This is a genomic window from Streptomyces sp. NPDC001093 (assembly GCF_040298985.1).
Taxonomy (GTDB): domain Bacteria; phylum Actinomycetota; class Actinomycetes; order Streptomycetales; family Streptomycetaceae; genus Streptomyces.
Genome location: NZ_JBEPBF010000037.1, coordinates 18,925 through 43,490, shown reverse-complemented (window position 1 = coordinate 43,490; position 24,566 = coordinate 18,925). Strand labels below are relative to the sequence as shown.

At 72.4% G+C, this 24,566-nt stretch carries 19 protein-coding genes and 1 tRNA gene; 8 read left to right on the top strand and 12 right to left on the bottom strand.

All coding sequences use genetic code 11. The features are described from left to right. Positions 1-16: 16 nt before the first annotated feature. From ABT288_RS20215 to ABT288_RS20195, 5 genes are all read left to right on the top strand, one after another. Positions 17-1,291: a coiled-coil domain-containing protein gene (locus tag ABT288_RS20215; RefSeq protein WP_351609413.1), complete on the top strand. Its 1,275-nt coding sequence runs from the start codon at positions 17-19 to the stop codon at positions 1,289-1,291. Continuing rightward, the gene (locus ABT288_RS20210) at positions 1,288-3,750 is read left to right on the top strand and encodes a serine/threonine-protein kinase (RefSeq protein ID WP_351609410.1); all 2,463 of its coding nucleotides are present in this window, start codon (positions 1,288-1,290) and stop codon (positions 3,748-3,750) included. Before ABT288_RS20215 ends, ABT288_RS20210 begins: the two co-directional genes overlap by 4 nt. A gap of 3 nt (positions 3,751-3,753) precedes the next feature. Next, positions 3,754-5,103 carry a PP2C family protein-serine/threonine phosphatase gene (locus ABT288_RS20205; RefSeq protein WP_351609407.1) on the top strand — a complete coding sequence of 450 codons (1,350 nt, stop codon included), beginning with the start codon at positions 3,754-3,756 and terminating at the stop codon, positions 5,101-5,103. Between the two features lie 80 nt (positions 5,104-5,183). After that, a complete protein-coding gene (locus ABT288_RS20200; RefSeq protein ID WP_351609404.1) occupies positions 5,184-6,524 on the top strand; it encodes a vWA domain-containing protein in 1,341 nt (446 codons plus the stop codon). 35 nt (positions 6,525-6,559) lie between these two features. Continuing rightward, positions 6,560-8,050 carry an FHA domain-containing protein gene (locus ABT288_RS20195; protein ID WP_351609402.1) on the top strand — a complete coding sequence of 497 codons (1,491 nt, stop codon included), beginning with the start codon at positions 6,560-6,562 and terminating at the stop codon, positions 8,048-8,050. Positions 8,051-8,066: 16 nt separating this feature from the next. On the opposite strand, the gene ABT288_RS20190 is transcribed toward ABT288_RS20195, so the two are convergent. After that, the gene (locus tag ABT288_RS20190) at positions 8,067-9,044 is read right to left on the bottom strand and encodes a methyltransferase domain-containing protein (protein WP_351609399.1); all 978 of its coding nucleotides are present in this window, start codon (positions 9,042-9,044) and stop codon (positions 8,067-8,069) included. A 109-nt stretch (positions 9,045-9,153) separates the two neighbouring features. On the opposite strand from ABT288_RS20190, the gene ABT288_RS20185 reads away from it, so the two are divergent. Next, positions 9,154-9,558 (top strand): globin, encoded by a 405-nt coding sequence (locus ABT288_RS20185; RefSeq protein ID WP_351609396.1) that lies wholly within the window; start codon positions 9,154-9,156, stop codon positions 9,556-9,558. A 41-nt stretch (positions 9,559-9,599) separates the two neighbouring features. Here ABT288_RS20185 and ABT288_RS20180 read toward each other — a convergent pair whose 3' ends face one another. From ABT288_RS20180 to ettA, 3 genes are read right to left on the bottom strand one after another with little or no spacing between them, the layout of a single operon-like run. After that, entirely contained in the window at positions 9,600-10,277 is a 678-nt protein-coding gene (locus ABT288_RS20180) for a DUF8185 domain-containing protein (protein WP_351609393.1), read from the bottom strand. Then, positions 10,274-10,714: an acyl-CoA thioesterase gene (locus ABT288_RS20175; protein WP_351609390.1), complete on the bottom strand. Its 441-nt coding sequence runs from the start codon at positions 10,712-10,714 to the stop codon at positions 10,274-10,276. Before ABT288_RS20175 ends, ABT288_RS20180 begins: the two co-directional genes overlap by 4 nt. Before the next feature lie 6 nt (positions 10,715-10,720). Continuing rightward, complete coding sequence (ettA, locus tag ABT288_RS20170) at positions 10,721-12,385, bottom strand: energy-dependent translational throttle protein EttA (protein WP_351609387.1); 1,665 nt, start codon at positions 12,383-12,385, stop codon at positions 10,721-10,723. Between the two features lie 670 nt (positions 12,386-13,055). Here ettA and ABT288_RS20165 point away from each other — a divergent pair. After that, complete coding sequence (locus ABT288_RS20165; RefSeq protein WP_351609385.1) at positions 13,056-13,604, top strand: carbonic anhydrase; 549 nt, start codon at positions 13,056-13,058, stop codon at positions 13,602-13,604. A gap of 23 nt (positions 13,605-13,627) precedes the next feature. Here ABT288_RS20165 and ABT288_RS20160 read toward each other — a convergent pair whose 3' ends face one another. The 4 genes from ABT288_RS20160 to ABT288_RS20145 all read right to left on the bottom strand — a co-directional run bounded on the left by ABT288_RS20160 (position 13,628) and on the right by ABT288_RS20145 (position 20,624). After that, the gene (locus ABT288_RS20160; RefSeq protein ID WP_351609383.1) at positions 13,628-15,070 is read right to left on the bottom strand and encodes a Cys-Gln thioester bond-forming surface protein; all 1,443 of its coding nucleotides are present in this window, start codon (positions 15,068-15,070) and stop codon (positions 13,628-13,630) included. Positions 15,071-15,343: 273 nt separating this feature from the next. Beyond that, the gene (locus tag ABT288_RS20155; protein WP_351609380.1) at positions 15,344-15,826 is read right to left on the bottom strand and encodes a single-stranded DNA-binding protein; all 483 of its coding nucleotides are present in this window, start codon (positions 15,824-15,826) and stop codon (positions 15,344-15,346) included. A gap of 448 nt (positions 15,827-16,274) precedes the next feature. Further along, entirely contained in the window at positions 16,275-18,146 is a 1,872-nt protein-coding gene (locus tag ABT288_RS20150) for a YfjP family GTPase (protein ID WP_451335433.1), read from the bottom strand. A gap of 873 nt (positions 18,147-19,019) precedes the next feature. Then, complete coding sequence (locus ABT288_RS20145) at positions 19,020-20,624, bottom strand: dynamin family protein (protein WP_351609374.1); 1,605 nt, start codon at positions 20,622-20,624, stop codon at positions 19,020-19,022. Positions 20,625-20,897: 273 nt separating this feature from the next. Between ABT288_RS20145 and ABT288_RS20140 the strand changes: the two genes are divergently transcribed. After that, positions 20,898-20,970 (top strand) — tRNA-Arg (locus ABT288_RS20140). Positions 20,971-21,151: 181 nt separating this feature from the next. Here the strand turns inward: ABT288_RS20140 and ABT288_RS20135 are convergent. The 4 genes from ABT288_RS20135 to ABT288_RS20120 all read right to left on the bottom strand — a co-directional run bounded on the left by ABT288_RS20135 (position 21,152) and on the right by ABT288_RS20120 (position 24,561). After that, the gene (locus ABT288_RS20135; protein ID WP_351609371.1) at positions 21,152-22,552 is read right to left on the bottom strand and encodes a tyrosine-type recombinase/integrase; all 1,401 of its coding nucleotides are present in this window, start codon (positions 22,550-22,552) and stop codon (positions 21,152-21,154) included. Next, entirely contained in the window at positions 22,552-22,752 is a 201-nt protein-coding gene (locus tag ABT288_RS20130; RefSeq protein WP_351609368.1) for a helix-turn-helix transcriptional regulator, read from the bottom strand. Before ABT288_RS20130 ends, ABT288_RS20135 begins: the two co-directional genes overlap by 1 nt. Continuing rightward, positions 22,749-24,116 carry a replication initiator protein RepSA gene (gene repSA, locus ABT288_RS20125; RefSeq protein ID WP_351609365.1) on the bottom strand — a complete coding sequence of 456 codons (1,368 nt, stop codon included), beginning with the start codon at positions 24,114-24,116 and terminating at the stop codon, positions 22,749-22,751. Before repSA ends, ABT288_RS20130 begins: the two co-directional genes overlap by 4 nt. 127 nt (positions 24,117-24,243) lie before the next feature. Further along, entirely contained in the window at positions 24,244-24,561 is a 318-nt protein-coding gene (locus tag ABT288_RS20120; protein ID WP_351609362.1) for a SpdD-like protein, read from the bottom strand. Between the last annotated feature and the right edge of the window lie 5 nt (positions 24,562-24,566).

The following is a 24,566-nucleotide window of genomic DNA, read 5'->3' as shown; positions in this document are numbered from 1 at the left end:
CAGCGAGAGGTGATCGATGGGCGTCACGGACCCCGCCGGGCCGGTGATGGACCGGGACGAGGTGGACCGTGCGCTGGCGCGGCTCGGCCAGGAGCACGAGGCGATCGAGACCTCGCTGCTGGCACTGCAGGACCACGCGGGCCGCAGACTCCTCGAAGGCGCCGAACTGACCGGCGTCACCAGGGAACGCTGGCAGGCCACGGAGGCGCGGATCACCCTGCTGTGGGGGTATTTCGACGCCTACGCCGACGCGCTGCGCTCCGCCCGCGAGATCCGCTCCCGGCGCCGCTGGTCCAGCCGCGAGGACCTGGTGGAGCTGACCGATCTGCTGCGCGGCGAGGCCGTCACCGTGGCCGGCAACGGCACGCTCAGCGAGTCCTTCTCGCTGTCCGGCCTGGTGGACCGGATGAACGAGCTCTACGCGACGAGCCTGGACCTGGTCGTCGCCGCCGACGCGGTGTGGTCGGCGCTGCCCGCCAGGATCGATTTACTCGCCGCGGAACTCCAGCGCACCCGCAAGCTCGCGCACTCCGTCGGCGTACGCCCCGGCGAGCACCCGGCCGGTGACGACCTGGAGCGGATCACCCGCACGCTCACCAAGCTGCGCGAGGACGTCGTCTCCGACCCGCTCGCCTTCTGGGTGCCGGCCGAGGGCAGTTCGGCGCCGGGCGGCGGCCGTCCGGACACCACGGTGTACGACCGTGAGGCGCGCGCCCTGGAGGACGTGCGCCGGGAGATCGACGCCGTGCTGACGGTCCGGCAGGACGCGGAGGCGCGGCTGATCCGGCTGCGGGACGTGCTCTCGCGCGCCGACCGCACGCTCGCCGAGGCCCGCACCGCGCGCGGCGAGGTGCTGGCGAAGATCGCGGCGACCGAGGTGCCGGTGGTCAGCGGCCCGCCGACCGTGCTCCAGGAGCAGCTGGCGACGGCGGCCGAGTACCGCAGGCAGGCCCAGTGGCACCGGCTCTCCCCGCTCCTGGAGTCCCTGGAGCAGAAGGCCGAGGACGAACTGCTGCGCGCCCGTGAGTCGTTGACCGCGGTCACCGCGCCGCTCGCGGTCCGCGCCGAGCTGCGCGGCCGGCTCGACGCCTACAAGGCCAAGGTGGCCCGGCACGGGCTCGCGGAGGACCCGTTCCTGGTCGAGCGGTACGACGCGGCCCGGCGCATGCTGTGGAGCGCGCCCTGCGACCTGCGGGTGGCCGAACAGGCCGTGCTGCGCTACCAGCAGCTGGCGGCCGAACTGCTCGGCGGCGCGGGCGCGCCCGAGGACCGTAAGGGGGACCAGTCATGAGCCAGCCGGGGCAGACCTGTCAGCGGCCGGGCTGCGAGGGGTCGTACGAGGACGTGGGCGGCGGCGAGCTGTACTGCGACACCTGCGGCCTGGCACCGGTGGTCTCGGCGAGCGGCATGGTCGGTTCGCCGGCGACCGGGGTGACCAGGGGTGCGGCGGACAGCGGGAGTTCGCGCAGCAGTTCCCGTACGTCCTCGCAGTCGTCGAAGTCGCGCCGCTCGGTGTCCGGGCGGCTCTCGCGGTCCCTGTCGGGCCGCTCCAGCGGGCGTTCGGTGTCGGTGCGCAGCTCGGGTTCCTCGTCCGGGACGTCGACCCGCGGGCGGCTCGGCGCGGGTCTGGTGCATGTGCCGCAGGTGCCGCGGCCCGACCCGCGCGCGATGGTGCTGGACAACCCGGAGGTGCCGGAGCGCAAGCGGTTCTGCTCGCGCTCGGACTGCGGGGTGCCGGTCGGCCGGGCCCGGGGGGAGCGGCCGGGGCGCACGGAGGGTTTCTGCACCAAGTGCGGGCACCCGTACTCCTTCGTGCCCAAGCTGAAGGCCGGGGACATCGTGCACGGCCAGTACGAGGTGGTGGGCTGCCTCGCGCACGGCGGGCTCGGCTGGATCTACCTCGCCGTGGACCGGGCCGTCTCCGACCGGTGGGTGGTGCTCAAGGGCCTGCTGGACACCGGTGACCAGGACGCGATGGCCGCCGCGATCTCCGAGCGGCGCTTCCTCGCGGAGATCGAGCACGCCAACATCGTGCGGATCTACAACTTCGTGGAGCACCTGGACCAGCGCACCGGCTCCCTCGACGGCTACATCGTCATGGAGTACGTCGGCGGCAAGTCCCTGAAGGAGATCGCCAACGCCCGCCGCACACCGCAGGGCCGCCGGGACCCGCTGCCGGTGGAGCAGGCGTGCGCGTACGGCATCGAGGCGCTGGAGGCCCTCGGCCACCTGCACAGCCGTAACCTCCTCTACTGCGACTTCAAGGTCGACAACGCCATCCAGACCGAGGACCAGCTCAAGCTCATCGACATGGGCGCCGTGCGCCGCATGGACGACGACGAGTCGGCGATCTACGGCACGGTCGGCTACCAGGCGCCCGAGGTCGCCGAGGCGGGCCCGTCGGTGGCGAGCGACCTGTACACGGTGGGTCGTACGCTCGCGGTGCTGACGTTCGACTTCCAGGGCTACACGAACGTCTACGCGGACTCCCTGCCCGACCCGGACACCATCGACGTCTTCCGCCGCTACGAGTCCTTCTACCGGCTCCTGGTCCGTGCCACCGACCCCGACCCGGCCCGCCGGTTCGCCTCCGCGCAGGAGATGGCCGAACAGCTGACCGGCGTGCTGCGCGAGGTCGTCTCCCTGCAGACCGGGCAGGCGCGGCCCGCGCTGTCGACGCTGTTCGGGCCCGAAGTGAGGGTCATCGACCGGGAGTTGTTCCCCCGGCTGGACGGGGATGTGTCCCGGCTGGGGGCGCGGCCCCCGGCCAAGGCCCCGTCACCCGTCCCGGCCGCGCTCCCGCCCGCCCTCGTCAGGCCCGTCGACACCCCCGCCACCGCGCTCGCCCTGCCGGTCCCGCTCGTCGACCCGGGTGACCCCAACGCGGGTTTCCTGGCGGGTCTGATGACCTCCGCGCCGGCCGAGCTGATCGCGGCCCTGGACGCGGCGCCCGCGCAGACCGTGGAGACCCGGCTCCGGCAGGTCCGTGCCCGGCTGGAGAGCGGTGACCACCAGGCCGCGCTGATGAGCCTGGCCAAGCTGGAGGAGGAGCGGCCCGACGACTGGCGGGTGGTGTGGTACCGGGGCGTGGCCGCCCTGGTCACCGGCGACTTCGAGGGCGCCGCGCTCTCCTTCGACGCGATCTACGACGCCTTCCCCGGCGAGGCCGCGCCCAAGCTGGCGCTCGGCCTGTGCGCGGAGGTGCTGGGCCAGCTGGACAACGCGGCCGAGTACTACCACCTGGTGTGGGCGACCGACCCGAGTTTTGTGAGCGCCGCCTTCGGGCTCGCCCGGGTGCAGCTCGCGGCCGGCAACCGGCACGGTGCCGTGCGGACCCTGGAGTCGGTGCCGGAGTCCTCCATCCACTACACGGCCGCCCGGGTCGCCGCCGTCCGGGCGCGGCTCAGACAGCGCACCGCCACCGCCGGTGACGTACCGTTCCTGGACGACCTGACGGCCGCCGCCGGGCAGGTCGAGGCGCTGGACGCGTACGGTCTGGACCCGGCGCGGCGCGAGCAGTTGTCGGCGGAAGTCCTCGGCTCGGCGCTGGACTGGATACTCTCCGGTGGCCAGGGCACCCCGCCCGCCGCCGGCGGACGGGTGCTGCTGGGCAGCGGTCTGGACGAGCGGGGCCTCCGCTTCGGCCTGGAGCGTGCCTACCGCACGCTGGCCCGGCTGGCGCCCGGCGGCGAGGAGAGGATCGAACTGGTGGAACGGGCCAACCGTTACCGCCCCCGGACGTGGGTGTAGTTGATGTCGCAGATGCCCCAGCAGGCCGCACTGCCGAAGTGCCCGAGCTGCGCGGAGCCCGTCGAGCCGGGTGACCTGTTCTGCGGAGCGTGCGGGTACGACCTCTCCGTCGTACCCGCGCCGCCGCAGGACCATCCGACGCTCACCATGACCGGTTCCCCGGGGGACGGCGTGGACTGGCCCGCCCCCGAGCCGGACGGCTCCAACAGCCCGCAGGCGCCCCATCTGCCGGCCGACCTGCCCGGCACCGACTCCGGCGGGTCACCCCTGCCCGAACACGGGGCCGGCCCGGACCCGCACGGCCACGGGTCCGGGCCGCAGCCAGCCGGTTCCGGGGTGCGCTTCGACCGGCCCGCGGAGCTCGACGAGTACCCGTTGCAGGCGCCGGACCCGCGAGTGGCCGAGAGTCCCGGGAACACGGCCGGGCCGGAGGAGCCCGCGCAGGTGTGCGTGGCCTGCCGGGCCGGCCGGGTGGACAGCGACGGCTACTGCGAGAACTGCGGGCACGCCCAGCCCCGCGAACGCGACCACATGGAGCGGGAGTCGGGCCCGGTGGCCGCCGTGAGCGACCGGGGTCTGCGCCACCACCGCAACGAGGACGCCTTCACCGTCGGCCACACCGCGCTGCCCGACGGCACCCCGGCCGCCCTCGCGATCGTCTGCGACGGCGTGTCCTCCGCGACCCGCCCCGACGACGCGTCGACCGCCGCCTCCCAGGCGGCCGGTGACACGCTGCTGGCCGCCCTGCCGCGCGGCACGCATCCGCAGACGGCCATGCACGAGGCGATCGTCGCCGCCGCGCAGGCCGTCAACGCGCTCGCCGAGGAACCCGCCACGGCCCGCGAGCACGCCCCGCACCAGAACGCCCCGGCGTGCACGATCGTCGGCGCGGTCGTCGCCTCCGGTCTGCTGGTCGTCGGCTGGGTCGGCGACAGCCGCGTCTACTGGGTGCCGGACGACCGCAGCGCGCCGGCGGCCCGGCTCACCGAGGACGACTCCTGGGCCGCGCAGATGGTCGCCGCCGGCCTGATGAGCGAGGCCGAGGCGTACGCCGACGAGCGCGCCCACGCGATCACCGGCTGGCTCGGCGCGGACGCCTACGAACTGGAGCCGCACACCGCGTCCTTCAAGCCGGACCGGCCCGGAGTCGTGGTGGTGTGCACCGACGGCCTGTGGAACTACGCCGAGTCGGCCGAGGAGATGTCCGAGGTCGTGCCGGCGGACGCGGCCGAGCGCCCGCTGCACAGCGCCCGGGTGTTGGTCGGCCACGCCCTGGACGGCGGGGGCCACGACAACGTAACAGTGGCCGTCGTGCCGTTCCCGGTGCCGCCGCAGGGGGCAGGATCGGCCTGAGGCCGCGGGTCGGAGGGGACCGGCCCGTTCACAGCCATCGTCCTGCATCGGCAGGGCGGTCAAGGGGGATTTGAGTACGCATGGCCAATTTCGCGAAGTCGCATGTGCCGCAGTTCTCGATGGACGTCTATCAGAACGAGTACCTGCCGGAGGGCGGGCGCGAGGTCAACGCGATCGTCACGGTGACCTCGACCGGCGGCGGCACGGTCGGCAGCGCCGTGGCACCGCTGTACCCGCGCGGCCAGGGCCCGTCGGCCGCCGTGGCGCTCATGGTCGACTGCTCCGGTTCGATGGACTACCCGCCGACCAAGATGCGCAACGCCCGGGACGCCACGGCCGCCGCGATCGACACCCTGCGCGACGGCACGCACTTCGCGGTGATCGGCGGCACGCACGTGGCCAAGGAGGTCTATCCGGGCGGCGGGCGGCTCGCGGTCGCCGACGCCGCCACCCGTGAACAGGCCAAGCAGGCGCTACGACGGCTCAGCGCGGGCGGCGGCACGGCCATCGGCACCTGGCTGCGGCTCGCCGACCGGCTGCTGAACTCGGCGGACGTCACCATCCGGCACGGCATCCTGCTCACCGACGGCCGCAACGAACACGAGTCGCCGGAGGATCTGAGGGCGGCGCTGGATGCGTGTGCCGGACGGTTCACCTGTGACGCGCGGGGCGTGGGCACCGACTGGGAAGTGAAAGAAGTCACAGGGATCGCCTCCGCGCTGCTCGGCACCGCCGACATCGTCGCCGACCCGGCCGGGCTCGCCGCCGACTTCACACAGATGATGGAGACGGCGATGGGCAAGGAGGTCGCCGACGTCTCCCTGCGGGTGTGGACGCCGGTCGGCACGGCCATCCGGTTCGTCAAGCAAGTCGCGCCCACCGTCGAGGACTTGACCGCCCGCCGCACCGAGGCCGGGCCGCGCGCCGGGGACTACCCGACCGGCTCCTGGGGCGACGAGTCCCGCGACTACCACCTGTGCGTCCAGGTCCCGGCCGCCGGCCTCGGCCAGGAGATGCTCGCCGCGCGCGTCTCGCTGGTGGTGCCGCAACCGGACGGATCGGTACAGAACCTCGGCGCGCAGGGCCTCGTACGGGCGGTGTGGACCGACGACATGGTGGCCTCCACCTCGATCAACCCCCAAGTCGCCCACTACACCGGGCAGGCCGAACTGGCACAAGCCATCAGGCAGGGCCTCGATCTCCGCAAAGCGGGCGATTTCGATGGTGCAACGGCCAAACTGGGGCGTGCCGTTCAGCTCGCCAACGCCTCCGGGAACGCCGATACTGCGAAACTGCTTGCGAAGGTGGTGGACGTGGTCGATGCCGCGACAGGTACTGTGCGGTTGAAGACGAAGGTCGCAGAGGCGGATGAGATGACTCTGGAGACCCGGTCCACAAAGACTGTTCGTGTAAAGAAGTGACCCAGTAGAACATCCGGAGAAGGGGAAGCGCCGACATGCCGACCTGCCCGAACGGACACCAGTCGGGTTCCGACGACTGGTGCGAGGTGTGCGGTCACCGCATGGCCGGTGCCGTACCTCCGCCCCCGCCGCCGCCCCCGCCCGCGGGCGGTTACGGCTTCCCGCCGCCCGGCGGCCCGAACGGCCCCGGCACCCAGGCCGGCACACGCCCGCCGGCCGCGTCGGCCTCGGAGCCGGAGCTGTGCCCGCAGTGCCGCACGCCCCGCGAGGGCGGCGCGCCCTTCTGCGAGGAGTGCCGGTGGAACTTCCTGACCAACACGGCCACCTCGTACACCCCGGCCTCGCCGCGCCCGCCGCAGCCGCGGTTCCAGCCGCCGAGCGCGACGTACGGCGGCAATGACGGGTACGAGTACCAGGGCTCGCGGCCCTCGCAGATGAACCGGCCCGCCGAGCCGATCCCGTCCTTCGGCAGCGAGCCCTCGGGCCCGACGCCGTTCGCCGGCGAGCGCGGCCCGTCGGGACCGCCGACCGCGCCCGGCCCGGGCGGACCTGGCGGTCCGGGTGCCTTCGGTGGCGGCCCGGGTTCGGGCGGTCCGTCCGGTTTCGGCGGCGGTCAGGGCCAGGGTCCCGGCGGCCCCGGCGGCCCCTCCGGCTTCGGCGGTGGCCCCGGGCAGCCTCAGGGCCAGGGCGCCGGCGGTCCTTTCGGTCGTGAGCCCTCCGGTCCCGGGGGCCCCTTCGGCCGTGAGCCCTCGGGTCCCGGCGGCCCCACTCCCCCCGGCCCGCCCCAGGGCGGTCCCTCCGGCTTCGGCGGCGACCCCTCGCGTCCGGTACCGCCGCCGCCCGGTCCGACCCCGCCCGCCGGTCCCGGTGCCGGGCCCGGCGGTGCCCCGCAGGCGTACCAGCAGTCCGGACCGCCCGCGCCGCCCGCGTTCCCGCGGGAGACCGGCCGGCCCCCGGTCGGCGGTCCGCCCGGCGGCACCGGGCTGCCGGCCGGTCCCCCGCCGCCCGGCCCCTCCTTCGGCGGTGACGACGACTGGGTGATCTCCCCGCCGTCGGCCTCCGGCCCGCAGGGCGGACAGACCGGTGGCGGTTACGGCTACCCGCCGGTGCCGCCGCAGCGGGCCACCTGGACGGCGACCATCGGCCCGGACCGCGACTACTTCATGGCGATGATGCAGCGCTCGGGTCCCGAGGCCGCGGGCCTGAACCTGCCCGCGTACTCGCCCGAGCAGCAGCGCACGCTCAGCGGCAACCAGGTCACCATCGGCCGCCGTCGGCACTCCACCGGCGACACCCCCGACATCGACCTGGCGGTGCCACCGGAGGACCCGGGCGTCTCGCACCAGCACGCGGTGCTGGTGCAGCAGCCGGACGGCAGCTGGGCGGTCGTCGACCAGAACTCGACCAACGGCACCACGGTCAACATGTCCGAGGAACCGATCCAGCCGTTCGTGCCGGTTCCGCTGCAGGACGGCGACCGGGTGCACGTGGGCGCCTGGACGACGATCACCATCCGCCGGGCCTGAGCGGCACCGGGGACGGTCACCGGAGGGGCCAGGCGTACGGCCCCTTCGGCTCGTCCAGCCACGCCCAGGCGTGCTCGCCGTCGACCGTGACGCCGTACCGCTCGCGCTCCGGCATGCCCTCGCGCTCCCACAGCGCGCAGGCCTCCTGCGGATCGAGGATGCCCCGGGTCAGCCCGAGCAGGAAGCGGAGCGTCTCCTGCTCGCGGGCCCGGCCCGGCAGCCCGGCGAGCGACACGCCCTCCGGATCCGGCCTGCCCTCACCGCGCAGCGGCACGAAGTAGGCGGGCGTGGACAGGAAACGGCCCTCGCCGTGGGCCGCGTCGCGCACCGTCAGCGCGAGCAGGCCGGTGGCCAGCGGCGTCAGGATGCGGGCGCCGGCGCGGCACTGGGCGAGCCAGGCACGCGGGACCGTGGGCAGCTCACAGGTGGCGATGATCCGGTCGAACGGGGCGCGTTCGGGCACACCGCGCGCGCCGTCGCCGGTGACGACGGCCGGGCGGTATCCGGCCGCTTCCAGGTGCCGGCGGGCCGACTCGGTGATCTCCGGTTCCAGATCGACGGTGGTGACGAGGTCGCCGTCGCCGAGCCGGTGGGCGAGCAGCGCCGCGTTGTAGCCGGTGCCGGCGCCCACCTCCAGGACCCGGTCTGCGTCCTCGACCTCCAGCGCGGCCAGCATCCGCGCCATCAGGGAGGGTTGACTGCTGGAGGAGACCAGCTCGCCGTCGCGCAGCCGGGTGGCCAGCGGAACGTCCTCGTAGACGCCGCGCACCCAGCGCTCGCGGGCCTCCCGGTCGGGACTCTCGCCCCAGCGGCGCTCGTAGCCGCGCGGTCCGGCGACGTAGTAGTACGGCACGAACAGGTGCCGGGGCACCGCCGCGAACGCCTCCCGCCACACCGGGTCCCCGGCCCAGGCTCCCTCGGCGTCGATCTCCCGCACCAGCGCGTCCCGCGCGGCGGCGGCCAGGCGGTCGATCTCGGCGTCGTAGGCACCCATGGGTCCACAGTAGGGGCGAGCGGCTCCCCGACAGGCCCGAGCCGGGCGGAGCCGGACCGCGGGTCCTAGGCCTTGAGTCCTGGGTCACCCGGTCTGAGACCATGGACGGGTGAATGAGATTCGGCGCGGCACGCTGCAGGAGCAGACCTTCTACGAGCAGGTCGGCGGGGAGGAGACCTTCCGCCGGCTGGTCCACCGTTTCTACGAGGGAGTGGCCGGGGACCCGGAGCTGCGGGCGATGTACCCGGAGGAGGACCTGGGCCCGGCCGAGGAGCGGCTGGCCCTGTTCCTGATGCAGTACTGGGGCGGCCCCACCACCTACAGCGAGAACCGCGGCCACCCCCGGCTGCGCATGCGGCACGCCCCGTTCACGGTGGACCGGGCGGCGCACGACGCCTGGCTGCGGCACATGCGGGTCGCCGTCGAGGAACTCGGGCTGTCCGAGGAGCACGAGACGACGCTGTGGAACTACCTGACGTACGCCGCCGCGTCGATGATCAACACCCCGGAGTGACGAACAGCGGAACGGGATGAGCCGGAAGGAGCCACCTGGGCTCAGCGCACGCTGACGCCCAGCGGGCCGAGGCCCGTCCGCCGTACGGCGACGGAGCCGTAGGGGGTGCGCAGCCTGAGCCACGCCCCCGAGGAGAACAGCGCGGTGTCGGCCGGTTCGGTGCCCGGCCGCAGGAAGCCCAGGGACTGGGCCGCGTGCACCGCCCGCACCGTAAGCCCGGTCCGCCCGATCTCCCGGGACCAGATGTCCCGCCCGATCCGGTCCAGCTCCGCGCGGGTACGGCCGTCCGGCGCCAGCTCCTGCGTACGGGACCGGAACTCGGTGACCGCCGCGGTGACGGTCGCCCGCAGCGCGTCCGGCGCGGGCAGCCCCGGCTCGGGCTGCCAGCCGCCGCGCGGCGGCAGCACACCGGCCCACGGCGGACCGGTGACCGCGGCCGGCACGGTGGCGGTGGCCGCCCGTTCGTCCACCGACTCCAGGAACTCACCGGCGGAGACGGTCACGTCGAGGGTGACCTCGAGGCCCTTCTCGTAGGGCTTCGCCAGCCGTACCGCGCGGACGGCCAGCACCTCGAACGACGGCGGCCGGCCGAAGACGGCGAGCGCCGTGCCTGCCGCCTGCAGACGCACCGCGGCTCCACGGTCGTAGTGGAGCAGCCGGGAGAGGAAGGCGGCGAGATCGGCCGCCTCCGTCTCGTCGGCCAGGTGCAGCACGGTCATGCGGCGACGGCCTCCTCGCCGGCGTCGTCCGCTGCGTCGGTGTCGTCCGCGTCGTCGGTGTACCGCTGGAGGAACTCCCGCTCCTCGGCGGTGAGCCGGCGTGGCCGCTGCGTCTCGAAGTCGAACGGGACGACCACGGTGGAGGCCCGGACGTAGATCACGTCCGCGTCCTTCACCTCGTAGGTGACGGTGAAGGACGCGGCCCTGACCTGGGTGACCCACAGCTCGATGTCCACGGGCGTGGGTCGGTGGACGAGCTGGCGCTTGTAGTCGATCTCATGGCGCGCCACCACGGACCCCTGCTTGGACTCCTTGCCGCGCAGGGACAGGAAGTCGATGCGAGCCTCCTCCAGATAGCGGAGGAAGATCGCGTTGTTGACATGTCCGTACGCGTCCATGTCCGACCAGCGCAGCGGGCAGCGATAGATGTGGCGCAAGACCGATCAGCCCCGGGTCAGCTTCTTGTAGGTGGCGCGGTGCGGACGCGCGGCGTCCGGGCCCAGCCGCTCGATCTTGTTCTTCTCGTAGGACTCGAAGTTGCCCTCGAACCAGAACCACTTCGACTCGCCCTCGTAGGCGAGGATGTGCGTGGCGACGCGGTCGAGGAACCACCGGTCGTGGGAGACGACCACGGCGCAGCCGGGGAAGTCCAGCAGCGCGTTCTCCAGGCTGGAGAGGGTCTCGACGTCGAGGTCGTTGGTGGGCTCGTCGAGGAGCAGCAGGTTGCCGCCCTGCTTGAGGGTGAGCGCCAGGTTGAGGCGGTTGCGCTCACCGCCGGAGAGGACGCCGGTCGGCTTCTGCTGGTCCGGGCCCTTGAAGCCGAAGGCGGACACGTACGCCCGGCTCGGCATCTCGACCTGGCCGACGTTGATGTAGTCGAGCCCGTCGGACACGACCTCCCACAGCGTCTTCTTCGGGTCGAGGTTGGAGCGGCCCTGGTCGACGTAGGAGATCTTGACGGTCTCGCCGACCTTGATGTCGCCGGAGTCCGGCGTCTCCAGGCCCTGGATCATCTTGAACAGCGTGGTCTTGCCCGCGCCGTTCGGACCGATGACGCCCACGATGCCGTTGCGCGGCAGCGTGAAGCTGAGGCCGTCGACGAGGACCTTCTCGCCGAAGGCCTTGTTGAGCTTGTCGACCTCGACGACGACGTTGCCCAGGCGCGGACCCGGCGGGATCTGGATCTCCTCGAAGTCCAGCTTCCGCATCTTCTCGGCCTCGGCGGCCATCTCCTCGTACCGGGCGAGACGCGCCTTGGACTTGGCCTGCCGCCCCTTGGCGTTCGACCGCACCCACTCCAGCTCTTCCTTGAGCCGCTTCTGCCGCTTGGCGTCCTTCTGGCCCTCGACCTTGAGGCGGGAGGCCTTGGTCTCCAGGTAGGTGGAGTAGTTGCCCTGGTAGGGGTAGGCGCGGCCGCGGTCGAGCTCGAGAATCCACTCGGCCACGTTGTCCAGGAAGTACCGGTCGTGGGTGATGGCGACGACGGTGCCCGCGTACTTGGCCAGGTGCTGCTCCAGCCAGTTCACGGACTCGGCATCCAGGTGGTTGGTGGGCTCGTCGAGCAGCAGCAGGTCGGGGGCCTCCAGCAGCAGCTTGCAGAGCGCGACGCGGCGCTTCTCACCACCGGAGAGGTTGGTGACGGGCCAGTCGCCGGGCGGGCAGCCGAGGGCGTCCATGGCCTGCTCGAGCTGGGCGTCCAGGTCCCACGCGTTGGCGTGGTCCAGCTCCTCCTGGAGCTTGCCCATCTCGTCGAGCAGCGCGTCGGAGTAGTCGGTCGCCATCAGCTCGGCGATCTCGTTGAACCGGTCGAGCTTGCCCTTGATCTCGGCGACACCCTCCTGGACGTTCTCCAGGACGGTCTTCTCCTCGTTCAGCGGGGGCTCCTGCAGCAGGATGCCGACGCTGTAGCCCGGGGAGAGGAACGCATCGCCGTTCGACGGCTGCTCGAGCCCCGCCATGATCTTCAGCACGGTCGACTTACCGGCACCGTTCGGGCCGACGACACCGATCTTCGCTCCCGGCAGGAAGCTCAGGGTGACGTCGTCGAGGATCACCTTGTCGCCGTGCGCTTTGCGCGCCTTGCGCATGGTGTAAATGAACTCAGCCAAGAGAAACCGTCCGGCAGCTTGAAATCTGGCAGTGGGCAGATACACCCCATCTTGCCGTACGGCCACCCCTGGGCGGAAACCCGTTGGGTCGAGGGGCGCTGACCTGGGGGTTTCGCTGCTACGGGCTGCGCTCGTCCGTCACCGTCGGCCGATGTCGGCCGGCTCGGGCAGGCTCGCACGGCTCAGGGACGCCCCAGCGGCGATCACTCGTCAGCCGCCCGCCACTCGCAGGACGATGCCGGCGCACCTCGGTGTGCCGGTCCGAGATCTCTCCCGCGGGCTTTGAGCCTGCCGTGCGGTGCCGGTGTCCGCCGTCGGCCTGACACAGAAGCGGTTCACGCGGCCGCCGGGACGGACGCTGTGGGCCGACCGCGGGAAAGCGGCCTTCGCCTGCTCGTGCCTGCGGTCCGGCTTCCGCGCCGCGCAGAACAATCGCCTGGGCATGGCGTACGTACGCGTCCGGGCGGAGTGAGGGGAACGACCGATGGCCGCAGCGGAACACCCGAATCGCAGGGCTCTGCTGGCTGGAGGACTCGCATTCTCCACGGCCGCGCTTGCGGGGTGCTCGTCGACGAGTGCCATCCCGTTGGCCGCCAGTGCTTCACCGGAAGTGAGCCCGACAACGCCCGCCGCGGCATTCGCGAGGCTGATGGATGGCAACAAGCGGTGGGTGAGCGGAGACCTTCGACACCCCGACCGGGATCCGAACCGGCGCCAGTTCGTAGCCCAGGGGCAGAAGCCGTTCGGGGCGGTCCTTTCCTGCATCGACTCCCGGGTGCCGCCGGAACTTCTCTTCGACACCGGGCTGGGCGACCTGTACGTGATGCGCACAGGAGGAGAGGCGGTCGGGCCGGTGGTCACGGGTTCCGTGGAGTACGGGCCCATGACGAGTGGCACTCCGCTCATCGTGGTCCTCGGGCATCAGCGGTGCGGAGCCGTCGAGGCGGCGTACAAGTCTCTCCAAGGCGGCGAGCCGCTGCCCGGCAACCTCGATGCGATCGCCAAGGCCCTGCGTCCGGCGTACGAACAGGCGGCCAAGGAGGGCGGTGCCGACCCGGTCGAGACCATGGCCCGCGCGCAGGCCAAGCTGACCGCGGCCGACCTGCGCTCCAACCAGGACCTGGCCCCACTCGTGAGAAGGGGCAGCCTCGCCGTGGTCGGCGCCTACTACTCCCTCGACACCGGGAAGGTGGACGTCCTGGCGGGCGCGCCTTCCTGACCGGCCGACGGTGAACCGGGCTTTCAGCCGTCGGCCTGTTCGCGCTTGCGCAGGAGGACCAGGACCGCACCGCCGATCACCACGAAGCCGATGGCCACGCCCGCGATCAGCGGGGTGATCGCGGAGCCGCCGGTCGCGGCGAGGTTGGTGCCAGGGGCGGTGGTGCCGCCGACCGAGGCGGGGCTGGGTTCGTTGTGGATCCGGGCCGACTCCGTGGTGATCGCGCCCTGGGTCCTGCAGTCGAGGACGCCGGTGAAGCGGTGGCTGAAGCCGTGGGGTCCGGTGATCGTGAAGTCGTAGGCCTGGTCCTCCTGGAGCGGGACGGTCACCGTGCGGGAGGTGCCCGCGGGGATGGTGTGCTCGGCGCCCATCAGCTCGAAGGTGAAGGGCTTGTCGCCCTTGTTGGCCGCGAAGATGTCCAGGCTGCCCTTGGCGCAGTTCCTGCGGGCCGACACCGCCGGTATGGCGCCCTCGGCAGCCCAGGTGGCGGTCGCGGTCGCGGAGACCGTGGACTCGCTGGAGCCGGCCAGGATCTGGGTCTGGCTGCGGCTGTCGGAGGCAAACGCGCGGCCCACCGGCACCGTGGTCGACGCCTGCACGGTCAGCTGCGCCGTTCCTCCCCCACTGCCGAAAGCGTGGGAGGGGCCCCCGGATCCCTCCTCCGGAACGGCGAAGTACAGCCGGGTGCCGTCCTGCGCGGACGTGATCGCCTTGCCGGTCCTGTCGGTGATCCGTACCCCGCTGGTGGCCGCGTCCGGCGGCGGACTCACCGAGACCGTGTCCGCGTTGGTGTGCACGGTCACCGGGCCCAGCAGCTCCCCCGGCCGGCCGGAGACCGCCGGCGGGTCCAGGGTCAGCGAGGCCTGCGGTTCACCCAGGTCGCGGGCGCTCTTCTGCAGATAGGCGGCGAGCTTCTCGGCCTGCGGGTCGACGGCGTCGACCTTCGCGTGGTCGGAGTAGCGCCAGATGGCCACCTGGGTGCCGGCCGCCGCGTCCTGCTCGGTCAGGGTGCCGGCGCCGGCCCGGCGGGCGAGCGCGGCGAGGTCGTTGACCTGGGGATAGGAGTTCTGCAGGATCCAGCGGATCCGGCCGGCGTCCTTGTTGCCGCCCAGCGAGGTGCCGCTCCAGGGCGTCTCCTGGTAGGGGGCGTCGCGCTGGGTGGGGTTGTGGAGGTCGACGCAGTACGTCTGGAGGGTGCCGCCGCCGTCGACGGACATCTCGAACAGGCCCGCCTCCACGCGCTGGTCGCCGCCGTCCTCGTGGATCACTGCCTCGCCGTAGGTCTTCAGGCCGTCGATCGTGGCCGTCGCCCCGCCCTGGGTCTGCGGTATCCCGTCGGTCCCGTCGGCCACGGCCGCACCGGCGCCGGACAGCACACCGGCGGCCACCAGGCCGGTCACCGTCGTGGCGGCGGACAGGCGGGCCGCTCCGGTGGAACGGCGGAACCCACAGAACGCAGCAAGCACAGAATTCCCCTTCGAGCAGGACCCGTTGGACGTGGGGGACGGTCCCACCAGCAGAATCGGCGGCCCCTGGGGGCACGCCCGGCATCCTATGGATCAGCCGGAGCCTCTCCTGCCGGTCGGATGATCCGATGGGCGATCCGATCCGTAATCGTTATCGCCGGGACCGTCCATGAGCTGGGCATATCGACAAATCAACCGGTTCGTACGGGGTGTTGGGCAACCGGACGGGCACCGGCCGACGCCGCCGCGCCGTTGCGGAACCGGATGCTGATGTCATGTCACCGCTACTGGTTCCGCCGCCAGTTGAGGCGCGTCGCTGCCCTCGTCCGGGGTGTCGGTGGGACGCGGTGTCTCCCAGTTCGGTTCCGGCCGGGTCGCCGTCGGCGGTGCCTCCGGTTTGGCCGAGCGCTGGAAGGCGGCCGTACCGCGTGAGAGGTCGTGGCCGATCGCCACGGCGTCGATGTCGGCGGAGGCCCACTGCTGCTGCCCGTCGCGCACCTCCGTGCGCACCTTCAGCCGGCCCTGTACGACGACCGGCTGGCCCACCTCCACACACGCGGCCACGTTCACCGCGAGCTGACGGTTGGCCCAGACGGTGAAGAAGTTGGTGTGCCCGTCCGTCCAGGCGTTCTTCTCCCGGTCCCAGTAGCGCGCGGTCGCCGCCAGCCGGAACCGGGCCGACGGACCCGCCGCCGACTCCCGGTACACCGGCTGGGTCGCCACGTTGCCCACCACGCACACGATGGTCTCGTTCATGGTCTCGCTCCCCTCCCCCGCCCGGCCCCTTCCGGCCGGGCGGACACGCGCACGGGCCCCTCCCGTACGGCCGTGTCTGTCGTGTGTGTCTGTCACGTTCTGCCGCGTTGGTCTGTCATGCGTGTCTGCCGTGGGGCGCGTACGACCGGCGTACGTGCCCGCACCTCGCGCCGATCGCGCGCACCGTCCGCCGCACCTCCGGCCGGACCGCCGTGCGATCGCCGCGACCCCAGACTGCCTCCGCCCGGCCAGGCCCGCTGAGCGCTGTGGACGACCACCCCACCTGTGGAAAACCCCGCCACTCGCATGAGTGAGCCCCCTCGCATGAGTGACCCCCGCTCGCATGAGTGACCCTCGCTCACGGCGACCCCCTCACCCCCGGAAAACCGCCGAGGGGCCCCGGGAACACCCGAGGCCCCTCGCGCTCACGTCTCGCGCGTTCCGGCTCTCACCCCACTCCGGCCCCGCGCCGCGCGACGCGCCCGTACTGCTCCCGCACCTCCCGGTACCGCAAGAGTTCCGCCGCCACCGGATCGAGCACCCGGGCCCGGCCGCAGCCGGCGGCCGCCTCCCGGAGGCGGCGTTCCGCCTCCTGGCCGTAGCGCCGGGCCGGGCCTCTCGCCGCCATCCGGCACCCCCACTCCACCAGCGGCCCGCCGACGATCCCGCACACCATCAGCAGCACCGGAACCCAGAGGTTGGGCGCCATGACCCCGATGATCTGGCCGAACAGCCACAGGCCGCCCATGACCTGCAGCAGGGTCATCGCCGCCTGGACCAGCACCGCGGCGGGCCACCACCCGGGCCGCGGCGGCCGGCCCGGCGGCAGTCCGGCCCGCGCCGCCAGCTCGTCCAGCGCTTCGGACAGCCCCTGCGACCCGCGTACGGCCGCCTCGCGCACCGCCTGCGCCCACGGCGTCGGCAGCCCGGCCGAGGCCCGGTCGGCCACCGTACGGACCGCCTGTTCCACGCGCTGGCGAGCCGTGGCCTCCTCGTCGGGCTGGGCCGTGCGCACCGGGATGCGGCCCGTGGTGGACTCGCCGCGGCACTGGTACCAGCGCCACAGCCGCAGCCAGGGTGTGCCGCAGGCCCGGTTGGCGTTGCGCAGCCAGGCACGCTCGGCGGCCTCGCCCGCCGCGGTGGCGCCCACCGCGTCCGCGAGCCGCGCGGCGAACTCCTCGCGCGCCTCCTCGCTGAGACCGACGCGCCGGCCCGTGGCGTACACGGGCCGCAGGTCCACCGCCGTGGCGTCCACGTCGGCCGACACCCGGCGGGCCGCCGCGCCGCGCTCCGCCACGAACTGGCCGAGCACCTCGCGCAGTTCCCCGACGCCGTCACCGGTGAGCGCGGACAGGGCGAGCACGGTGGCGCCCGGTTCGCCGTACTCGCCGAGCGCGATCCCGTCCTCGTCCAGCAGCCGGCGCAGATCGTCCAGGACCTGGTCGGCGGCGTCCTCGGGCAGCCGGTCGACCTGGTTGAGGACGACGAACATGACCTCCGCGTGGCCGGCCATGGGCCGCAGATAGCGCTCGTGCAGCACGGCGTCGGCGTACTTCTCCGGGTCGACCACCCAGATCACCGCGTCGACCAGCTTCAGGATCCGGTCGACCTGCTTACGGTGCTCCAGGGCGGCGGAGTCGTGATCAGGCAGGTCGACGAGGACGAGCCCGCGCAACTGCGCCTCGGCCTCGGGACTCTGCAGCGGACGGCGGCGCAGCCGGCCCGGGATGCCGAGCCGGTCGATGAGGCTCGCCGCGCCGTCGCTCCAGCTGCACGCGATGGGGGCGGCCGTGGTCGGACGTCGTACACCGGTCTCCGAAATGGCCACTCCGGCAAGGGCGTTGAACAGCTGCGACTTGCCGCTGCCGGTGGCGCCCGCGATGGCCACGACGGTGTGCCGGCCGGAGAGCTTCCGGCGGGCCGCCGCCTCGTCCAGCACCCGGCTCGCTTCGGCGAGGGTATGGCTCTCCACGCGGGTCCGGGAGAGCCCGACCAGCTCGCGCAGGGCGTCCAGCCGGGAGCGCAGTTGGCCGTCGTACGCCAGGGGCGGCGGCGTCTGGCTGCCGGGGCCGCGGCCGCCGCTGTCCAGGGTGGAGGCGCGTTCGGCGGCGAGGGCGGCGGCCGTCGCCTCCGTGACGCGCCGGGCGATGAGTCCGTCGTCCCAGGGCCCGGAGGAGTCGGAGGAGCCGGAGGAGTCGGGGGACGGCGGCTTCGAGGACTCCGACGATGCCGAAGGTTCCGCCGCCTTGGGGGACCTGCGGGCGGCGGCGTCCGTGTCCGCGATGGCGCGGGACACGGGGCTCGGCAGGAAGGTGGGCATGGGCGGGATCGGCGGAATGGGCGGCAGTGAGGGTACTGGCCTGGTGATGGGGGCCGGTTCGGCCGGGGGGTTGGTGGCTTTCGGGACTCCGGGGGTGTCGGCTTCCGCTGTCGGCTGCGGGAGCGGCCGCGGCAGACAGAGCTGTGCGGCGCCTGCGGTGTCGGTGTACTTCCCCCGCTGCTGGTCCCGGTTCTCGCCGCCCGGGTTGTCGTCGCCCTCGTCAGAGCCCTCAGCCCGGTCCTCGTGGCGCACGCGGGCGTGCTGCTCGCTCGACGGGTTCTCGGGGCCCGCGGCGGCGACGTCCCCGCCCTCCTCCTGCCCGCTGTCGGTGTCTGCCTCGTCGGAGCGGGCGGCGGGTCCGGCGACACCAGCACTGCCGGAGGCGTCGCGGGCGTAGGAGAGGTCGGCGGTCCCGGAGGCGTCGCGGGCGTCGCAGGCATCGGCCGTGTCGGAGGCGGCCGCAATGCCGGCGCCGGCATCGACCGCCCCGCCGCCGCCGTCCACCCCGTTCGCGCCACCCCGAAGACGCGCTGCACGCTCGGCCATGGCTGCGCTGTACTCCGCGCGATGCATACGCTCCAGGCACTCCACGCGATCGATGTGCTCCAGGCGATCGATGTGCTCCATGCGCTCCGTACGATCGACGTGCTCGAGCCGGTCCATGGGCTCCACGCGCTCCAGGCGCTCGACGTGCTCGACCCGGTCCATGGGCTCCACACGCTCCCCGAGCCCAGACTCCAGGCGACCGCCGTGTTCCACTTGTCCGGTACAGGTGTCGCCGTGGCTGCCGTGCTCCATGTCTCTCATGCGTCCCACGTGCCTCAAGTGGTCGATGTGATCCGTGTGGTCCTGGTCAGTGACGGCGGTCACCGGTCACCTCTCCTTCTGCAGTACGGACAGCGCGGCGATGAGTGCGGCCTGGGGCTCCGGATTGACGTCCAGGGCTTCGAGCGGGGCCAGGCGCCGCTCGCGTTCGGTGTGCATGACGCGGTCCACGTGCTCGTTGAGCAGCCGCCCGGCCCGGTCGCGCAGCCGCAGCGCGCCGTGCGCCCCGATCCGCTGCGCGAGCCCCTCGCCCGCGCTGCGCGTCCGGCGCCCGCCGAGCAGCGCGGTGGCGACCAGGGCGGCGACGGCCTCCGGGTCGAGCGGCGTGGTGCGTTCCAGCTCACGCGCCTCGTCCTCGGCGTATTCCTCCAGCTCGCGCCGCCAGCGCCGTACGGCGACACCGATGCGGTGTTCGGTGCTTTCCGTGGACGACTCGCCGGCGGCGAGGGCCGGGTCGGCTCCGGCCGGCTCGCTCCGCCAGGCCTCGTCGACGCGCTCGTCCGCGGCGGTGACCGAGCACAGCAGCAGGGCGGCCAGACTTTCCACGAGCGCGTCGAGGAGTTCGCCGGGGGTGCAGTCCAGGGGGAAGGCCCGCCAGCGTTTGAGGGCGTCTCCGGCGAGTACGGCGCCGGACTGGAGCCGGCCGCGCACGCGCGCGTGCTCGCTGTCGTAGGCGGTGTCCACGGCGGAGGTGAGCCGGAGTGCGGCGGCGTGCTGGGCGGCGGCGGCGCTGGCCAGCTCGGGCATGCGGGACTTGAGCGAGTCGAGGAGACCATGGGCCGTACGGGTCATGGCCTGCTCCCTGGCGGAGGGGTCTTGGGCGTGGTACGCGAGCCAGTTCTTCAGCGGCGCCACGGCGGTGGCGGGCAGCAGACCGGCGCCCCAGGCGGACTCGGGCAGCTCGGGCACGGTGAAGCGGGGTACGTCGCCGAGCCCGGCCTTGGTGAGCAGGGCGCCGTACTGCCGGGAGACCTCGGAGACGACCTGGTGGGGAACCCGGTCCAGGACGGTCACGAGGGTGGCGTCGTACTCCTTGGCGGTGCGCAGCAGCTGCCAGGGGACGGCGTCGGCGTACCGGGCTGCCGTGGTGACCATGATCCAGATGTCGGCAGCACAGATCAGCTCGGCGGCGAGGACTCGGTTGTCGGCGATCAGGGAGTCGATGTCGGGGGCGTCGAGGAGGGCGAGTCCGCGCGGGACGGTGTCGGCCGTCTCGACGCGCAGCACGCGCGTGGGGGGCTCGCCGGTCATGAGGAGTTCGTCGGGGTCCTCCTGGGGGGCCCACACGCGCGCGAGGTCGGGCAGCACGCGCGTGTCGCTGAACCAGTGATGGTCCTCCGGATGGCAGACAAGCACCGGGGTCCGCGTGGTCGGCCGCAGTACGCCCGCCTCGCTCACCCGGCGGCCGACGAGCGAGTTGACGAGCGTCGACTTGCCGGCACCGGTGGACCCACCGACGACGGCCAGCAGCGGCGCGTCGGGCTCCCGCAGGCGGGGTACCAGGTAGTCGTCGAGCTGCGCGAGGAGTTCGTCGCGGTTGGCACGCGCGCGTGGCGCCCCGGGCAGGGGCAGCGGAAAGCGTGCGGCGGCGACACGGTCGCGCAGTGCAGAGAGTGTGTCGAGCAGCTGAGGCCGAACGTCCAAGGTCACCACATGCGAAGAATGCCCAATTTTATGGTGATTCTGAAGCATATAGACATGTCTGCGCGCCGACGGGACAGAAAGGATGCAAGGGACGACTGGGACACAGGAACGGCCCAGGCATAACGAGTGCACAACACCCGGTGCGCCGGAGGTCAAAAGCGGTGCACGATTCGTACCTGCCTGCGATTATCGGGACCGCTTCACCAAACCTCCACATCGAGCCACGGAGGCGAAGCGGCAAGGTCGAGGAGCAGGGAGCTTTATCCTTGGTCCCGCCACCAGGCCCCCGTAGCTCAGTGGATAGAGCAGGCGCCTTCTAAGCGCTTGGCCGCAGGTTCGAGTCCTGCCGGGGGCGCACAGCCTCAGCCCTCCCGTCGGGAGGGCTTTTTGCTGGTCAGGGCGGGTGTCACTGATCACGACGAAGCCCCGGACGCCCTCTTGATGATCAAGGGCAGACTCCGGGGCTGTCCGGCTGTCACCGGGTTTTCGCGGGTGGCCGTGTCGAATACGTGTCGAAGTTCTCGACCGGAAGAAGATCAGCCAACACCCGGCACCTCCGACTCAGGGAGGTCTCCCGCGGCTTCCAATCGCCGTTTCAGGTCCGGCAGCTGCCCGTCGATGCAGCGGGCGTAGGTAGCCAGCGGCACGGCGACGCTGTTCCCGGCCCACTCCGCCACCTGGGCGGGCGGGATGCCGTCGTTGAGCCACTTCGTCAGGCGCGTGTTCCGGTTGTCGTACACCCGCCGCCCGGTGGGCGACTCGAAGACGTGCGGGGGCAGGACGGCCTTACGTGCGCTGCGCCATGCCCGACGGATGACAGAGCCGGCGAGGATGCCACCGGACTCCCCCTGAAAGAGCAGATCGCCTGGCTTCAGCTGTTCGTCCGCGATGTGTTGCCGAAGGATGCGCGTCAGGGCCGGATGCCCCGGCACAGTGCGCGTCTCACCCTCCGCACGGCCCTTCAGGTCGCGTTGTTCGTGGATCTCCCCCGTGTCGGTCCACTGCTTCCCGACCTCCGGCGTCGCCGTGTGGATCAGCAGCTCGCACCACTGGTCGTCGGCGTAGGGCTCGGGCAGGGTCACGTCCTCCACGCGCATGGCTACGGCTTCCTCGGGCCGTGGGCCGCAGTAGTACAGCGTGGCGAAGAAGGCATGGAGCCGCTTACCGCCGCGCGGCCGTCGCCGTATCCAGTCGAGGATTGCCGCCGCCTGCTCGGGGTTGAGCAAGGACCGCTTGTCCACGGCGTTAGTGGTCTTCGTGGCGGCCGTCGACTCCTTGCCCTTCGGGAGGGGATTGGTCCGCAGGATGCGCCGCCGAAGCGCGTACTTCATGGCGACGTTGAGGATCCGGCGGTTGCGCTTCCGGGACCAGGCCGCCGCTTGCTTGCCGTCGAGGCGGGTGTCGATGGCCTGCAGGACCTGGTCGACCTTCTCCGGGTCCTCCCAGGCCGAGACGGGCAGGGAATTCCGCTCGACCCATTTGAGGATGGCCACCACGTCTCGGGGCGCGTCCGGGCGTCGGTTCGTGTTGAACGCCCACTCACGCAGAGCAGTGCGCACGGCCGCAGGTGCGAACTGGGTGGGCTTGGCCCGCAGCAGGGCGATGGTGGTCGCGGTCAGGGTCTTCGCGATGTTCTTGCGGCTGTTGCCGCCGAGTTGAGGCCAACGGGCGTCCACGTACTCGACGGCGAACCTGTACCACCTCATGGCAGCCGACTTGGAGCGATGGGACACCGGGAGACCCGTGGCGACGACGAAGGCCTCGCCCTTGCCCGTGGCCCGGATGAGTTCTGAACGGAAGCCCTCGGCGAGCGCGACGGTGTTGAAGGGCTCACGCCAGCGCTTGTCCGCGACCGTCCAGCGCACGGTGTACGTGGTCTTCCGGGCGCCCTTGTAGGTGAGGATCTTGTAGATCTTCACGTCGTACGTCGTCTCCATCAGGCGGCGTCCTCGCAGTCGTCGAGCCAGTGATCGAGGTCGCTCCGCCGGATCCGGAGGTCGCCGTTCGGGAGCTTGATGCAGCGCGGCGCACGGCGCTTGGCCCGCCAGTCGTAGAAGGTCGAGCGCGAGACGGCCAGTTCCTCGCAGACCTCCGCGAGGGTGAGCATGGTGCGTCGCGACCGGATGGCCGTGGTCATTCCGTGCTCCCTTCGCTCAGGAGGGCGTCGCGCGCGGTCTCCCGGTTGGTCTGGAGGTCACGGGCGATGGTCGCGGCGAGAGCGGCCTCACCCGGCGTGTGGCCGTGGCCGGCGTACTGCCAGTCCGCCAGGACGAGGACGGTGTCCGGCTCGCGGTCGTCGAGGCCGAGGACGGCTGCCTCTTGGGCTGCGCGGTAGTCGGCGCGTTCCTGGCGGAGGGCGCCGAGAGTGGTGGAGTAGGTGCGCGACTTGGACGAGAAGTGGCCGCGGAAACCGAGCATGTGCGCCCAGGCCCAGAGGCGCCGGTCCGGGTACAGGCTGTCCAGGTCGCGGCACGCGGTGATGAGCCGTCGGGTGTGGTCCGGGACCTGGTGGCGGTCGAGTTCGGCGACTTCGCCGATGCGGCGGTCCAGGGTGCCGGTGTTCTCGGCGGCCTTGGTGGCGTACTTGGCCACGTACGAGGCGACGGCCTGTTCGGTGATGTCGGAGCCGTCGCCGAAGGCCTTGACCGGGCGGACGTCGAGCTGTCGGCCCCAGCGGAAGGTACGGGCGGGCTCGTCACCGGCAGCCGGGACCGAGACCGATGTGTACGAGTGAGCTGCGGCGGCGTGAATCGCGTCCGTGAGGAGGTTCACCGTGGCCCAGGCGGGCGGTGGCGTCCCGGGCCCCTCCGGGCCGTCGAGGCGTACGACGGCGTGGAAGTGCAGGGCACCACGCTTCTGGAACTCGGCGACCTTGCCGTACGAGACGCGAAGGTGTTCGGCGAGTTCCCGGCGAGGCAGGCCGGCGCGGGCGGCGAGTTCGCGGCGGAGTCGGGTGGTGAAGCGCTGCCAGAGCTGTCCGGCGTGGTTGTTGAACAGCACGGCGCCCGCGTAGTCGTAGGTGTCCGGGTCGAGGGCGGTGCCCAGTTCCGGGGCGTCGGGCGCGTGCGCGGTGCCGCAGCGGCAGGAGCCGTCGTCGGGACGGTTGTGGACCGGCCCGAACGAGGGGGCCGTGAGGGTGGCGAAGACGCGCGGGTGATCGCGGACGGTGGCGGGGATGTCGCGGCGGTCGTCCCCGGCCAGGCCGACGCGGATCAGGTGGTACGTGTCGCCCGCGTAGGTCCAGGCGCAGGACGGGCAGCGGGACGCGCGGCGGTTGCCGCAGGCAAGGCGGAGGCGTCCGCCCGGCTCCTTCTCTGTGGAGTAGTGGTGCAGGGTCTCGCCGCTGGTCTTGTCCTTGTGGAGGACCCAGCCGGTGAGGTGGATCGGGTCGGAGCAGCCGCCGGTGCGGCGGATCTGGTCCTCCCAGCGGGCGTAGTCCGAGGCCGAAGCCACCCGGAGCACGTCCCCAAGGGTGATCGGGTCAAGCAATGTGTCGGGCATGGGCGCACTCGGTGTCGCGGGTGAGGCGCGGTGGGCCATGCTTGGGGTTCCTTCCGGTTGCGAGATCGGACAGGGACGGCGCCCGGGCGGCGGATGCTTGGCGGTATCAAGGCCGCCCGGGTGCCGGTCAGCGACGCTTGGCGTCGGAGGCGAGCAGGGAGCGCAGGACGACGGCGCAGACGGCGACTGAGGCGCCGGTGATGGCGACCGCCAGAAGCAGGGAGACCAGGACGGCGCCGAGGACCAGGACGACGGCCGTGCCGCCGCCGACGAGGGCGAGCGCTGTGCCGGGGGTGAGCTGGACCGGGGGCCGGGACGGCGCCGGAGTAGGCGTGGTGGCCGGCGGGATCTCTGCGTTCCGGGTGACGGTGGTCGGCTCGATGACGGCGGGCGGGGTGGTGAGGCCCGTCGGCATGGGCATGGTAGGGATCTTCGGGCGGAACATGGGTG